This is a genomic window from Paraburkholderia sp. BL23I1N1 (genome assembly GCF_003610295.1).
Classification (GTDB): domain Bacteria; phylum Pseudomonadota; class Gammaproteobacteria; order Burkholderiales; family Burkholderiaceae; genus Paraburkholderia.
The window spans coordinates 4,787,781-4,800,257 of record NZ_RAPV01000001.1 but is presented as its reverse complement, the minus strand read 5'-3'; the positions used below and the strand labels follow the sequence as shown (position 1 = coordinate 4,800,257).

Here is a 12,477-nt window from a genome sequence, read left to right as displayed (position 1 = left end):
CTCCTTTGGTTTTGCGGCGTGGTCAGAGCTTGTAACCGCCACTCGCTTCAATCGTCTGACCGGTCACCCAGTGGCCGTCATCGGAGGCGAGAAACGCCACGACGGCGGCGATTTCCGAAGGCTCGCCAAAGCGTCCCAGCGCGATTTCAGCCTCGACCGCCTTGACGAGTTCGGGATTCTCCCGGATGGCGGCGTTCACGTCCGTTCGCGTGTAGCCCGGCGCTACGGCGTTCGCGGTAATTCCGCGCGGCCCCAACTCGGACGCGAGCGCATGGGTCAGGTTGTTGATGGCCGCTTTGGCCATCGAATAGACGGGCGCGGCTGTTACGGGCTTCGTGGCGGCAGCGGATGAGATGTTGATGATGCGTCCACCATCTGCGAGACGATCCAGAGCGGCCTGGACGATGAAGAAGGGCGCGCGGGCGTAGACCGCGATCAGGGTGTCCCAACTCTCCGGCGTCGCGTCCTTGAAGCCAACCCAGCCGGAATTGCCGGCGTTGTTCACCAGAATATCGAGAGCTTTGCTTCCCTTCCGCCTGGTGAACTCGTCATCGAGTCTCTCAAACAGGGCCGGGACTGTCGCCGGGTCAACGAGGTTCGCGTGGATCGCGAACGCAGTGCCTCCCGCTTTCTCGATGGCCGCGACAGCATCGTACGCGCCGGATTTGCTGGCGTTGTAGGTCAGCGCGACCGTCGCACCATCCTTTGCAAGACGTTCGGCGATGGCGCGGCCAATGCCCCGCGATGCCCCGGTAACGAGAGCGGTTTTTCCTTTAAGGGGTCGTTCCATTTTATTTTCCTCAGTAGATGTGTGCATAACCGGATCACTGGCGTGACCGGCCGGGCGTGGCGCGTCAGATTTGCGCCAGGCCGCCGTCAACAGCGACCTCGCTGGCGGTCATGAAGCTGCTGTCCTGCGACGCGAGGAAGGCGGCCACCGCCCCGATCTCCGCCGGATCGGCCATGCGCTGGAGCGGAGTCATCGAGCCGAAGGCCTTCACGCCTTCCTCGCCCAACGCTTCCTTCGCGAGTTCGGTCGCCGTCGGCCCGGGCGACAGCACATTTACCCGGATGCCTGTGCCCTTCAGATCCTCCGCCCAGGTCCGCGCGAGGTTGCGCACTGCCGCCTTGCTCGCGCTGTAGGCGCTGAATGCCGGGGCGCCCGTGGTGCCGGCGCTCGATCCGGTCAGGATGATCGAACCGCCCGCACCCATCAGCGGCAGCGCCTTCTGGACCGTGAAGATCGAGCCCTTTACGTTGGTGTCGAAGATTTCGTCAATGTGCTCGGATGTGATCTTGCCGAGCGGAAGCTGGCTTCCCGCCCCGGCATTGGCGAAAACGATGTCGAGGGTTCCGCGCTCGGCCTTCACCGCCGCGTAGAGTCGGTCGAGGTCGGCCAGATTGGAGACAGAGCCTTTCACCGCGCGGGCATTAGGCCCGAGGTCGGCCAAAGCCGCATCGAGTGCTTCCTGCCGGCGGCCGAAGATGAAGACGAACGCGCCTTCCTCGATGAAGCGCTTTGCCGCGGCAAGGCCGATGCCGGTAGCGCCGCCGGTGACCACGGCGGTCTTTCCATTCAGTCTGTTCATTTCATGTGCTCTTTCATTGGAGTTGAGCGGAAGCTGGAGAAATGCCATATAGCGCTGTATGATATGGATCAGTGATCCATATAAACACTATATGGATCACTGATCCACTTGTCAACATCCCCTATGCGAGCCGACGCTCAGAAAAATCGCAGCCAGATCCTCACCGTCGCGCGTGATGTCATCACCGAGCATGGTGCTGACGCATCGATGCGCGATATTGCTCGCCGGGCCGGCGTCGGGTTGGCCACGCTGCTTCGTCATTTCCCGACACGAGAAGCTCTATTCGAAGCGTTGCTGTGTACCCATCTGGATGCACTGACGCAGAAGGCAGCCGAGCTCGAGACATCGACTTCGGCTGACGAAGCACTTCTCATCTGGTTTCGGGAACTGGTGGTATTCACCCAAAGCTACAGGGGCGTTGTCGCCATGATGGCGGCAGCCCACTCGAACCCGGATTCCGCGCTTTATGCTTCGTGCGCAGCGGTGCACTCAGCAGGCGCGCGCCTACTGCTCCGTGCTCAGGCCGAGGGAACGGCGCGCGCCGATATGAATGGGGACGACCTGTTCGCCCTGATAACGGCTCTCGGCTGGGCGGTCGACCAACCCTCATTCGCGCCACGAGCGGATCATCTCGTTCACCTCATTACGAGCGCCATCCTGACAAGTCGGCCTGGCAACGATGCCAGGAAGGCAACGCGGCGAATCAAATTGCCGACGGATACTTCCTGCCAGGGAAGCCTTGGGGATTCAAACTAGACGGCGGAAAGCTGGCTGGAGCCGACACTCGAATGGCCGTTAGTGCACTTGAGCGATCGGCCGCTGTTGGCCGGACGGCGACGCACATTAATCAGTTCACAAAGCAGTCATCGGAAACGCCTACACACCACCTCCGAGCGCAGCGAATCAGCACTGGGAGTTTTGAACGAATTTTGAACAAATATTGAACAGCCCTTGCTGGATAAGGCTTTGCGGGCGACGGGAAATGTCGAAACGGTAGGGGCCGACATCGAAGCTCGCGGCGCTGAAACGGTCCGGATAAGCCCGGCGCAGCAACGCCGCAACGCGCTCGCGGAACTCGCCCGGCCGCAACGGCAGTGTGACATAGTCGTCGGCCCCGCTGGCAAAGGCGCGCACCACGCTGTCCTCGGATGTCTCCGCCGAGGCGAACAGGACCGGCAGGCGATCGCCGCCGACCGCGCGCACCGAGCGCAAAACTTCGGCGCCAGACAGGCGCGTGCCTTGCCAGTCCAGCACCAGCAGCATATCCACGGTGGAACGGGCGAGCGCTTTCGACATGGTCAAACCGTCGTCGTAGGCCATACAGGTATGGCTGGCGCTCATGAGGATCTTTTCGATCGACTGACGCATGACGGGGTCACGCTGAAGGATGGCAATACGCATGGGATGACTCTTAACTAGTAGCTCGGACGCGATTCTCAGAGGGACGCCCAAGCCATCCCATAGGAGCATTCCTAAATTGCGCAGCAATCGCCTCGCTCCGACAGCTATGCGAGGCATTCCTACACTCAACCGCTGCGGCTCGCACGACGTGCGGCTCTCGCGGTCCTGCCCGCTGTCGAAAAGACGCATATAGGGGAACTTTTCCCAATCTAATTAAGCACTTCCCGAAGTACCCGGCTTTCATCCTGTAAAATCCCCGCCCTGGCCCCAGTCGTCACCGCGCTTGCCCTATCCGGGCCGGCGCGCCGGTGTTCCGTGCTCTACCCAGCGCTTGCCACACTTCTCGCCCGACGACCGCCACATTTCCACGCGCTACGTGTGGTTCCCAATTCAAGACAAGACACAAGCAATGCAAGCGACAAATCTGGGTGGAGCGCAGGCTGTCACCCCACGCCCTCTTGGGCGAAGCGATTACAAGACGCTCGGCCTCGCCGCGCTCGGCGGGGCGCTGGAGTTCTACGACTTCATCATCTTCGTATTCTTTGCGCCCGCGATCGGCCAGTTGTTCTTTCCCGCAGCGATGCCGGACTGGCTGCGTCAGGTACAGACCTTCGGCATCTTTGCGGCGGGTTATCTGGCGCGACCGCTCGGCGGCATCATCATGGCGCACTTCGGCGACCTGTTTGGCCGCAAGCGCATGTTCACGCTGAGCGTGCTGCTGATGTCAGTGCCCACGCTGATGATGGGCCTGCTGCCCACCTACGCCAGCATCGGCGTGATGGCGCCGGTCTTGCTGCTGGTGTTCCGCGTGATGCAAGGCGCGGCGGTCGGCGGCGAAGTACCGGGCGCGTGGGTGTTCGTCTCCGAACACGTGCCGCAGCGGCATATCGGCTATGCATGCGGCACGCTGACGGCCGGCCTCACGGCGGGCATCCTGCTCGGCTCGCTGATCGCATCGGCGGTGAACCGCAACTTCGCGCCCGCGGAAATCGCCGCGTACGCATGGCGCATTCCGTTCCTGGTGGGCGGCATATTCGGCATGTTCTCGGTTTATCTGCGCCGCTGGCTGCATGAGACGCCGGTGTTCGCCGAACTCAAGCAACGCAAGGCGATTGCCGCGGAAGTGCCGCTCAAGGCCGTGTTGCGCGACCATGGCCGCGCCGTAATCGTGTCCATGCTGCTCACGTGGATGCTGTCGGCCGCGATCGTCGTGGTGATTCTGATGACGCCGACGCTGCTGCAGAAGCAGTTTCATATCGCGCCGGCCACTGCGTTGCTGGCGAACTGCGTAGCGACGCTGTGCCTGACGATCGGCTGCGTGATGGCGGGTTCGATCGCCGGCCGGATCGGCGCGGGGCGCACGATTTTCATCGGCGGCCTTGCGCTGGCGGTGACGTACTACGTGATGTTCCAGCAACTCGCTGTCGATACGTCGGCGCTGGTGCCGCTGTACGCCGTGGCCGGCCTTTTCGTCGGCGTGATCGGCGCGATTCCGTTCGTGCTGGTCAAGTCGTTCCCGCCGGTCGTGCGGTTTTCGGGTATCTCGTTCTCGTATAACGTCGCCTACGCGGTGTTCGGCGGCCTCACGCCGATCGCCGTTTCGCTGATGATGAAGTCGAACCCGATGGCCGCGCCGCTGTATGTCGGCGCGATCTGCATTGTCGGGGCATTGACTACGCTGTTTATCAAAGACGCGCCGCAAGCACGCTAATCGAGTTGATTCGAGCTGTTTTGCAACGGCGCACGCAACGTGCGCCATTGTTCCATCGGCTCCCCGCTCCGCTTTTCCGGCAGTTTCGGCGACATCCACACTCCACGTCAGACCGAAACATCGTGCGCTGCATCGGCCTACGATGTGCCTCATTGGTCACGCTCAATCGAAACCTGATCCGGGCAAAACAAATCTGACTTGGCCGCTTTCGCCAAACAAATCTGCTCCACACTCACTAGCAAGCACCTCCCATCGACGACAAAGAAATCTGACTTGGCGCTAACCCGTTGATTCTCAGGCAAATTCCGAGGCGACTCTGGAATTGCTCAGCCTTAGTTGAGCGGCTTGCTATAGATCGTGAAGTTCGCTCGTTCGGACCTAATGCAAGCAGCGACGAGTCAGCTCAAGCGCAAAGCCTTATGGAACGGGCCCGCCGCAAGGTTTGTGACAAAGAAAGCTGGTTTCGCCAAAACAAATTGCAAACAAATCTGACCTCGCCGCATCTCCCGCGTACGAAGCCCCGCGCCTATCGAGATTCCAGCAGAGCCACGCTGTTCAGCTGCGCGCGATTGCGCCCCGCCCCCTTCACGCCAACTTATCCGTCGCCATTGATGCCGGGGCAGAACTAGAGCGCGTTCCTGTCGTACCGTCCCCGTTTCAAAGCGTACTTTGAGCAGGCTTTCGTGTATGCATCGCGGTTGCTGCAAGAAACCGGCTGTTGGCTGGTTCAATTCTGCGCGGCGTCTGAAACCGCTTTCTAGACGCATCGCCAAATACAACGGCATTCGAGGCTTGCTGCCAAAGAATGGCGTTTTCGTTCTCGACAAAGATACCGACAGGGAAATGCGAGAGGGTGTCGAAGCCGCATTCCCTTTCGACTATTCGATAGCGCTCGACACGCAGACTGTTATCGGGATGGCTAAAAAATTATGCGTAAGTACCGCTGTTGCCTTTGATTTTTCGTTACGCCACAACGACAGCCGTTGCGTTTTCCGAATGCCGCTGTTGCGATTCGACGCGGGAGCATTCGTCCCTAAGAGGCCAGTTCAAAAAGGGCGCTCAGTTCGGCTGAAGATGTTCCAGCAGACGAGTGAGCAGGCTAGTTTGAGGAATGCTTCATGAATGTCAGATCGGCGTTCGAAGCGAATGCGAAGACGACGGAAACCATGGAGCCACGAATGAGTCCGTTCGACGACCCAACGGAACTTGCCGAGGCCGCTGCCGTGTTCGGTGCGGCGCCTGGCGATGGCCGGTCTGATGCCACGCTCGCGAAGTCTGCGGCGATGCGAGACGGAGTCGTAGCCACGGTCGGCGTAGATGACCTTGGGCTTGCGAAGCGGTCGGCCACGAGTGCCGCGAATCGGCGGGATAGCATCGACCAGCGGCAGCAGTTGCGTGACATCGTTGCGGTTCGCGCCGGTCACGATCACGCTGACAGGAACGCCGTTCGCGTCTACGGGGACGTGGTGTTTGGACCCTGGTCGTGCGCGATCGGTGGGGTTTGGCCCAGTTTTTGGCCGGCCCCAACGGCTCGCACGGACGATGAATCGACAGCCGCATATGAGAAATCGAGCTGGCCAGATTCGCGCAGCTTGTCGAGCAGTAGCCCGTGCAGCTTGTCCCACACTCCGGCCTGCTGCCAGTCGTGCAACCGACGCCAGCACGTCGCTCCAGAGCCGAAGCCCAGGCGGGTCGGGAAATGGTTCCATCGCATCCCTGTCTTCAGCACGAGCAGGATGCCATTGAGTGCTGCACGGTCCGAGACCGGCAGCCGTCCAGGGTACCGCCTGCGTCGCGGTTTGGGCGGTGGAAGTAGCGGTTCGATCAGTGCCCACAGTTCGTCATCGATGATAGGTGCCGGCATTCCTTGATCCGTTGTTCAGGCATCCAAGGTTAACCGTTTCGTGGAAAAGTAAACAGCCCTTTCGGGCTCTTTTTGAACTGGCCTTTAATGGTGAGTAGCCCCGGGGAGTTTCACCCCGAGGCTCTCGCAGAACCGGACGTGAGGCTCGCACCTCATCCGGCTCCCGTTACCCAACCTCGCGCCGAGCGATACGCCAGTGAACGAACAACCGTGGAGCGAGTTCCTTCATCTTGCCGAGCCATCGGACACTACGTTGCTTTCGCCGCCGTAGTGTCTTGTATTTGCGCCTGGCCCACTGTGCAAGCTTCTGGTCTATATAGTGGAAGAGCTTTCGCATCTCCGACCTATAGAACGCCCCGTAGTAGTTCCACCACCCTTGTATCATCGGGTTGCATAACTGCGCGATCTCTTCAAGCGTCGCTGGCGTGCGGCGATGGACCCGCCAGCCCCGCACCACCTGCCTCATCCGTTTGAGCGCGTCGCCACTCACCGCCGGCAGGAAGCCGGTAAATAGCCGGTTGTGTCGACTGCGCGCCCCCCTGGGCCCGAACGTGAAGCCCAGAAACGTAAATTGCACGTTCGGAAAGGCACCAGTACGCTTGCTGTCCTTGCAGTACACGATTTTCGACTTCTCCGGATGCATCGTCAGCCCACATTCCTCCAGCCGTAATGCAATAGAGCGCATCACCGCTTCTGCCTGCGCCTGGGTGCGGCAGTGAACCACCGCATCGTCGGCGTAGCGCGCGAAGGGACATTGTGGATACGTCCGCTTCATCCAGCTATCGAACGCGTAATGCATGAACAGATTCATCAAGATTGGACTGACCACACCACCCTGTGGAACACCTCGCGTCCGGGACAGTTTCGTTCCGTCCGCGATTTCGAACGGCGCAGTCAGCCACCGCTCGATGTACAACAGGATCCAGTCCTCCCTGATGTGGCTTCGCACCGCCTTCATCAACAACGCATGATCGATCTGATCGAACGCCGCCTTGATGTCAAACTCAACAACCCAGTCATACTGCCAGCAACGCTTGCGCGTCACAGCAATCGCCTGTTTAGCCGACTTGCCCGGCCGGTATCCATAAGAATCAGGATGAAACACCGGATCGAGTGTCGGCTCGATCATGAGCTTGACAACACTTTGAGCAATTCGATCAGACACGGTGGGCACGCCCAACTTTCTCGTGCCGCCCTTGGCCTTCGGAATTTCCACCTGCTTCACCGGCGGCGGGAAGTACGACCCCGATGCCATCCGGTTCCACAGTTTGTACAGATTTCCCGAGAGATTCTGTTCGAACATGGCGATGGTTTCATCATCCACGCCGGCAGCGCCACGGTTGGCCTTTACCAGTTGATACGCCTCCCACACGACCCGCTTCGCTATGCAGTAAGGTTTCGCTGATGTCATGTCACTCCTCCCCGCAGTGCAGGTTGATGACCTTCGTCAGTTGGATAACGCCGCCCCTTCGCTCCACTCCCATTACAGGAGCTTCAACACTACTACAGGCGGCTCCGCCCCTCGCTCCGGCATCGGTATTCTTCCTCATGGTGTCTGCCATTCGTCATTTCCCTTTGCATCCGGAGAAAGGTTCTCACGTTCCATATCAAAGCCTGTATTGGGCTCATGCCGCCTATACACCGACTGCCGACGGGTCCGTAAACAGGTATCGTCCCGACTTGTCCTGGAGCCTGTAGTCAACCCCGGTTTTGACAGTATGTTTGTACGTAACGATGCGTCATCGGCCAGTTTGCTTTCGCTCATCTTCCCAATACGTACCTGCCATCCTTCACGGATGACTTTTCCTCGGTCGCTCACCACCACGCCTTTTGAACGCAGCAGCACCGGGCGGTTTGAAGCCTGCCCCTGCAGGCCGGCTTCGGGAGGCCTGCTCCCATCTTTGATACAGCATCACAGGCTTCCGCCCGTGTTCGTGACACACACTACAGCCGTAGATCTAGGTAAACTGGAGGCACACATCCTCGTCTTCGGTAGTGGCACTGCTGGGCGCGGTACTGGTGTCGGCGCCGCCATGCCGACCAGGACAACACGTACGCGATAGAGTGGGCGCCGCGCCACAGGATGCGACAGAGCAGCCGGCGGATCTCCTGCACGCTGAGCGGCACCAAACCTTCAAGTGTTTTTTTTGCCGTGCACCTCAGTAAATCCAATCCCGTTGTCCTCAATCAGGACATCGATGATCTTGGAATCGCTCTCCTCCGAATCCAATTCCTGCTGGGCCGACCGGCAAACCTTGAGCCGGATTAAACCATCGGCCCTATCAGCCTCCTCGATGGCTTCAATCGCATTGACGACGACTTCGACGATTGGGGTAAAGATCGTCGTCGTAGAACAGATATTATCGATCGCACGTTGGATATTGATGTTGCTCATCGTCGCCTGCCAATTGAGTAGGGATGTATCGTCGATGTCCGCCGACAGTCCGGCCGAATGGCATCAATAATCTCTGTCGATGCCGACGTCGCAGCGTGCCTACCACTACGCCCAGCTCTGCCGCCGTCTCGCCAATTGATAAGAGTCGTATCCGATATCGACTCGGACTCGACGACGTCCGTGCCCGTGTACTTCCGCCCCCGCCCGCTGATCCAACCCCACATTTTTGCAATCCGCATTTCACGACGGATGGAAATGTCCTTGGCAACGATGTCTCATAATCGTTCGCATGAGAAGCCCCTTTGTGCAACGGGAATGAACCTGCGCAATCTGCATATCTACACTGTGAGCGCGAGCCTGAGCCGCCCCGTTCGCGTACTCGCACAAGTCGCCGTTTGCTGCCGAACGAGTCGATGGACCAATCAAGATACCGACATCGTTCCGCAGCCAGAACAGGTTTCGTTTGTCTCTTGCGGCGAGAAGCGTGCGATGGGCAGGTCAAATTTATTTGTTCGAACCTCAAATGTAATTCGAGCACAATTTTTTATAAATTAATAGGTTACAGAGAAATCCCACCACAGGTTTCGTTTGCACGTCACCATCATGAACTCGCCCAATACCCCCCGCTCACCCGCCCTTGGCCGCATTCTCGCGACGGTCAGCGTCGGCTTCGTCGTCACGCAACTCGACGTGACCATCGTCAACATCGCGCTACCGAAGATCGGTGCGGACCTGCACGCGAATGTCGCGGGGCTGCAATGGGTCGTCGACGCGTACACACTCGCGTTCGCCGTGCTGATGCTGTCGGCAGGTGCGCTCGGCGACCGGCTCGGCACCCGGCGCATGTACGCGGCCGGCATCGTGCTGTTTGCGTTTGCGTCGCTCGCCTGCGGATTGGCGCTCGATGCCACCATGCTGGTCGCCGCGCGCGCGTTGCAAGGCATCGGCGCCGCCGCCATGCTGCCGAACTCGCTGGCGCTGCTCAACCAGTCATATGGCCACGATCCGAAGCTCCGGGCGCGCGCAGTCGGGCTGTGGACCGCCGCAGGCGCGATTTCGATCGCGGCCGGACCGGTGCTCGGCGGTCTGCTGATTGCGGCGTTCGGCTGGCGCAGCATCTTTCTCGTCAATCTGCCGATTTGCGTAGCCGGTTTGCTGGCGACTTTGCTGTGGGTGCCACGGCCTCAATCAGTTCGCAAAGACGCGCAACGCGCGGCGTCGACTGCGACTACCGCTGCGGCCACAACACCAGCTACCGCCGAGGCAAGTCCACGCAGTATCGATCTAAGCGGCCAGACCCTTGCCATCGTTGCGCTCACCGCCTTCGTCGCCGCTGTGATTGAATGGCGTCCGCTCGGGCTGAGCCATCCGCTAGTCGCTGGCGGTTTCATACTCGCGCTGATCGCGGCCGTCACTTTCATCGCCGTGGAATCCCGCGTCGCGGCGCCGATGCTGCCGCTCTCGCTATTCAACAAGCGCACCTTCAACGCGGCGGTGCTGTTCGGCGTCTGCGTGAATCTGACGTACTACGGCATGGTGTTCGTGCTGAGCCTGTATTTGCAGCGCGCACGCGGCCATACCCCGCTGCAGGCGGGCCTCACCTTCCTGCCGTTGACCGGCGGCTTTCTGCTCTCGAACGTGGCGAGCGGCTGGGTGGTCGGGCGTTTCGGCGCACGCGTGCCGATGATCGCCGGGGCAATCACCGCGGGGCTCGGCTATGGCCTGCTCCATTTCGTCGATGCGTCCACACCGCTCGTCGGCCTGCTACTGCCGTTCCTGCTGATTCCGTCGGGAATGGGCCTGGCGGTTCCGGCGATGACTACCGCCGTGCTGGCATCCGTCGAAGCGAAACGCGCGGCCACGGCGTCCGCCGTGCTGAATACCGCCCGGCAAGCGGGCGGCGCGGTGGGTGTGGCGGCTTTCGGCGCGTTGGCGAGCGGTGCAGCCGCCACGCAGATCGTCTCCGGCATGCAGGCGGCGACAGCGATCTCGGTCGCGCTGCTGGCGGTGGGTGGCGTGATGGGCTGCCTCGTGCATCCGGAACCGCATGCGTCGGCCTCGAAGTCGCACAAGACCAGCCCTCGGCAAGTTCGCGAATCGCGCTGATCAGCTCGTGACTAACCGCGCCACTTACATTGGCGCTTCCTGAATCGTGCCGGTGTCGATCGCACGCTCGATCAGCCCTTCGTTTTGCGCCTTGGCGATTGCGTCGGCAATCAGCTTTTCCGGCTGTTCGATTTCAGCCTTGATCGTGCCGATGAGGCCGGACGCATCGAGAACCACCAACGTTTTCGCCGAATCGGCAAAGCTGATGATGACGCGATGCGGCGTAGCCCCTTCGCCAAGACTGGCGCACAACTGCGTGACCTTGCCGCCAATGGTTTGCTCAAAACTTTGAATCATTTTTTGCTCCCTTGATTGCAGCCGGAATCAAAAACGACCGGCGCAGACGCCCGCAACCACGTGATCAGAGATTCAGCCCGCCGCGTGGCGCACGCGCGCCGTCGATACTGATACGGCCGGCTCCGGTCACGAACAACAGCAGGAAACCACCGGCGATGCCAATGTTCTTCCAGAAGTGGATCACCATATCGCGCTGCAACGCGGGATCGGTGACGTTCCAGAAATCGTGGCCCAGCACCGCGGTTGCCACGGTATAGACGGCCATGATGAGCGCGAGCGGGCGCATCTTGAAGCCGACGATCAGCAGCAGACCGCCGAGCGCCTCGACCGCTGTGGCAAGTGGCGCGGCGACCTGTACGAACGGCACTCCCTTCGAATGCAGATAGCTGACAAAGCCCGCATAGCCCAGCAGTTTCATCACGCCGCCCCATAAAAACAGCACGGCAAGGGCGATACGCGCGATGAGGATGACGCCGGAATCGACGGGACGCGTCATGAGGAGCTCCTGTAATTGAATAAGCAGCAGACCCGGCCAGGCGGCTGCAGTTCCCCATTTTGCATCTGAGAATAGGTGCATTGCCCGCCTTTTCCAAGCGCGGGCCGATTTGAACGGCGCAATTCGCGCCGCCTCAAGGGAAGGAAAAAGGTGACCGAGCGCTCAGCGCGTGCCCGGTTTTGCACGGCACGGCCGGTATGGCCGCCGTGCTTACGCGCGAGGATACGTCGCGACCTCGATCAGATTGCCGTCCGGATCGCGGCAATACACCGAGGTCATCTTGCCTCGTGCGCCGTCGCGCTCAACCGGGCCGGCCTCTATCTCCACGCCCTGTGCAAGCCAATAGGCTTTGACCTCAGCGGAACTCGCGGTGGTGACAAAGCACAGATCGGTGCTGCCCGGCACCGGCTCGCGCCCGGTGAACCATGCGGCCGTGTCCGCATCCGCCGGCCGCAGATTGATCTTCTGATTGCCGTATGTCATCGCCACGCGCGTGCCGCTGCGCGACTCGAACTCGGTGCGCCGCATGCCGAGCATTCGAGCATACCAGGCCGCGCTGGCTTCCACGTCGGCGACATTCAGAACGAGATGATCGAGACTGTCTATCGAGAAGCTCAT

General features: G+C 60.5%; 12 protein-coding genes and 1 pseudogene. 3 read left to right on the top strand and 10 right to left on the bottom strand.

The annotated features are described in order from the left end of the window. Positions 1 to 22: 22 nt before the first annotated feature. Both B0G76_RS22430 and B0G76_RS22425 read right to left on the bottom strand, forming a co-directional pair. Entirely contained in the window at positions 23 to 790 is a 768-nt protein-coding gene (locus B0G76_RS22430) for an SDR family NAD(P)-dependent oxidoreductase (RefSeq protein ID WP_120294485.1), read from the bottom strand. Between the two features lie 64 nt (positions 791 to 854). Then, complete coding sequence (locus B0G76_RS22425; protein ID WP_120294484.1) at positions 855 to 1,589, bottom strand: SDR family NAD(P)-dependent oxidoreductase; 735 nt, start codon at positions 1,587 to 1,589, stop codon at positions 855 to 857. 123 nt (positions 1,590 to 1,712) lie between these two features. On the opposite strand from B0G76_RS22425, the gene B0G76_RS22420 reads away from it, so the two are divergent. Then, the gene (locus B0G76_RS22420) at positions 1,713 to 2,345 is read left to right on the top strand and encodes a TetR/AcrR family transcriptional regulator (RefSeq protein WP_120294483.1); all 633 of its coding nucleotides are present in this window, start codon (positions 1,713 to 1,715) and stop codon (positions 2,343 to 2,345) included. A 216-nt stretch (positions 2,346 to 2,561) separates the two neighbouring features. On the opposite strand, the pseudogene B0G76_RS22415 reads toward B0G76_RS22420, so the two are convergent. Then, a pseudogene (locus B0G76_RS22415) lies at positions 2,562 to 2,990 on the bottom strand (response regulator transcription factor); the annotation flags it as partial. Between the two features lie 409 nt (positions 2,991 to 3,399). On the opposite strand from B0G76_RS22415, the gene B0G76_RS22410 reads away from it, so the two are divergent. Then, positions 3,400 to 4,701, top strand: a complete 1,302-nt coding sequence (locus tag B0G76_RS22410; protein ID WP_120294482.1) for an MFS transporter — start codon at positions 3,400 to 3,402, stop codon at positions 4,699 to 4,701. Between the two features lie 1,046 nt (positions 4,702 to 5,747). Here B0G76_RS22410 and B0G76_RS43950 read toward each other — a convergent pair. The 4 genes from B0G76_RS43950 to B0G76_RS42515 all read right to left on the bottom strand — a co-directional run bounded on the left by B0G76_RS43950 (position 5,748) and on the right by B0G76_RS42515 (position 8,960). Further along, complete coding sequence (locus tag B0G76_RS43950; protein ID WP_259460862.1) at positions 5,748 to 6,245, bottom strand: IS5 family transposase; 498 nt, start codon at positions 6,243 to 6,245, stop codon at positions 5,748 to 5,750. Further along, positions 6,155 to 6,565 (bottom strand): transposase, encoded by a 411-nt coding sequence (locus B0G76_RS43945; RefSeq protein ID WP_259460675.1) that lies wholly within the window; start codon positions 6,563 to 6,565, stop codon positions 6,155 to 6,157. The genes B0G76_RS43950 and B0G76_RS43945 overlap by 91 nt, the downstream gene beginning before the upstream one ends. Positions 6,566 to 6,731: 166 nt before the next feature. Further along, on the bottom strand, positions 6,732 to 7,937 hold the full coding sequence (gene ltrA, locus B0G76_RS22400; protein ID WP_259460674.1) for a group II intron reverse transcriptase/maturase: 1,206 nt from the start codon (positions 7,935 to 7,937) through the stop codon (positions 6,732 to 6,734). 762 nt (positions 7,938 to 8,699) lie between these two features. Then, positions 8,700 to 8,960: a hypothetical protein gene (locus tag B0G76_RS42515; protein ID WP_147394072.1), complete on the bottom strand. Its 261-nt coding sequence runs from the start codon at positions 8,958 to 8,960 to the stop codon at positions 8,700 to 8,702. A 603-nt stretch (positions 8,961 to 9,563) separates the two neighbouring features. Between B0G76_RS42515 and B0G76_RS22385 the strand changes: the two genes are divergently transcribed. Next, complete coding sequence (locus B0G76_RS22385) at positions 9,564 to 11,066, top strand: MFS transporter (RefSeq protein WP_120294479.1); 1,503 nt, start codon at positions 9,564 to 9,566, stop codon at positions 11,064 to 11,066. Between the two features lie 24 nt (positions 11,067 to 11,090). Here B0G76_RS22385 and B0G76_RS22380 read toward each other — a convergent pair whose 3' ends face one another. From B0G76_RS22380 to B0G76_RS22370, 3 genes are all read right to left on the bottom strand, one after another. After that, complete coding sequence (locus B0G76_RS22380) at positions 11,091 to 11,363, bottom strand: hypothetical protein (protein WP_120294478.1); 273 nt, start codon at positions 11,361 to 11,363, stop codon at positions 11,091 to 11,093. Between the two features lie 64 nt (positions 11,364 to 11,427). Then, positions 11,428 to 11,859: a DoxX family protein gene (locus B0G76_RS22375; RefSeq protein ID WP_120294477.1), complete on the bottom strand. Its 432-nt coding sequence runs from the start codon at positions 11,857 to 11,859 to the stop codon at positions 11,428 to 11,430. A 210-nt stretch (positions 11,860 to 12,069) separates the two neighbouring features. Next, positions 12,070 to 12,477 carry a VOC family protein gene (locus tag B0G76_RS22370; RefSeq protein ID WP_120294476.1) on the bottom strand — a complete coding sequence of 136 codons (408 nt, stop codon included), beginning with the start codon at positions 12,475 to 12,477 and terminating at the stop codon, positions 12,070 to 12,072.

Excerpts from the sequence above, each read along its gene's own strand:
- B0G76_RS22410 (WP_120294482.1), top strand. The coding sequence starts at position 3,400 with ATGCAAGCGACAAATCTGGGTGGAGCGCAGGCTGTCACCCCACGCCCT.
- B0G76_RS22380 (WP_120294478.1), bottom strand. The coding sequence starts at position 11,363 with ATGATTCAAAGTTTTGAGCAAACCATTGGCGGCAAGGTCACGCAGTTG.
- B0G76_RS22385 (WP_120294479.1), top strand. The coding sequence starts at position 9,564 with ATGAACTCGCCCAATACCCCCCGCTCACCCGCCCTTGGCCGCATTCTC.
- B0G76_RS22370 (WP_120294476.1), bottom strand. The coding sequence starts at position 12,477 with ATGAGCTTCTCGATAGACAGTCTCGATCATCTCGTTCTGAATGTCGCC.
- B0G76_RS42515 (WP_147394072.1), bottom strand. The coding sequence starts at position 8,960 with ATGAGCAACATCAATATCCAACGTGCGATCGATAATATCTGTTCTACG.
- B0G76_RS22430 (WP_120294485.1), bottom strand. The coding sequence starts at position 790 with ATGGAACGACCCCTTAAAGGAAAAACCGCTCTCGTTACCGGGGCATCG.
- B0G76_RS22375 (WP_120294477.1), bottom strand. The coding sequence starts at position 11,859 with ATGACGCGTCCCGTCGATTCCGGCGTCATCCTCATCGCGCGTATCGCC.
- B0G76_RS22425 (WP_120294484.1), bottom strand. The coding sequence starts at position 1,589 with ATGAACAGACTGAATGGAAAGACCGCCGTGGTCACCGGCGGCGCTACC.
- B0G76_RS22420 (WP_120294483.1), top strand. The coding sequence starts at position 1,713 with ATGCGAGCCGACGCTCAGAAAAATCGCAGCCAGATCCTCACCGTCGCG.
- B0G76_RS43945 (WP_259460675.1), bottom strand. The coding sequence starts at position 6,565 with ATGCCGGCACCTATCATCGATGACGAACTGTGGGCACTGATCGAACCG.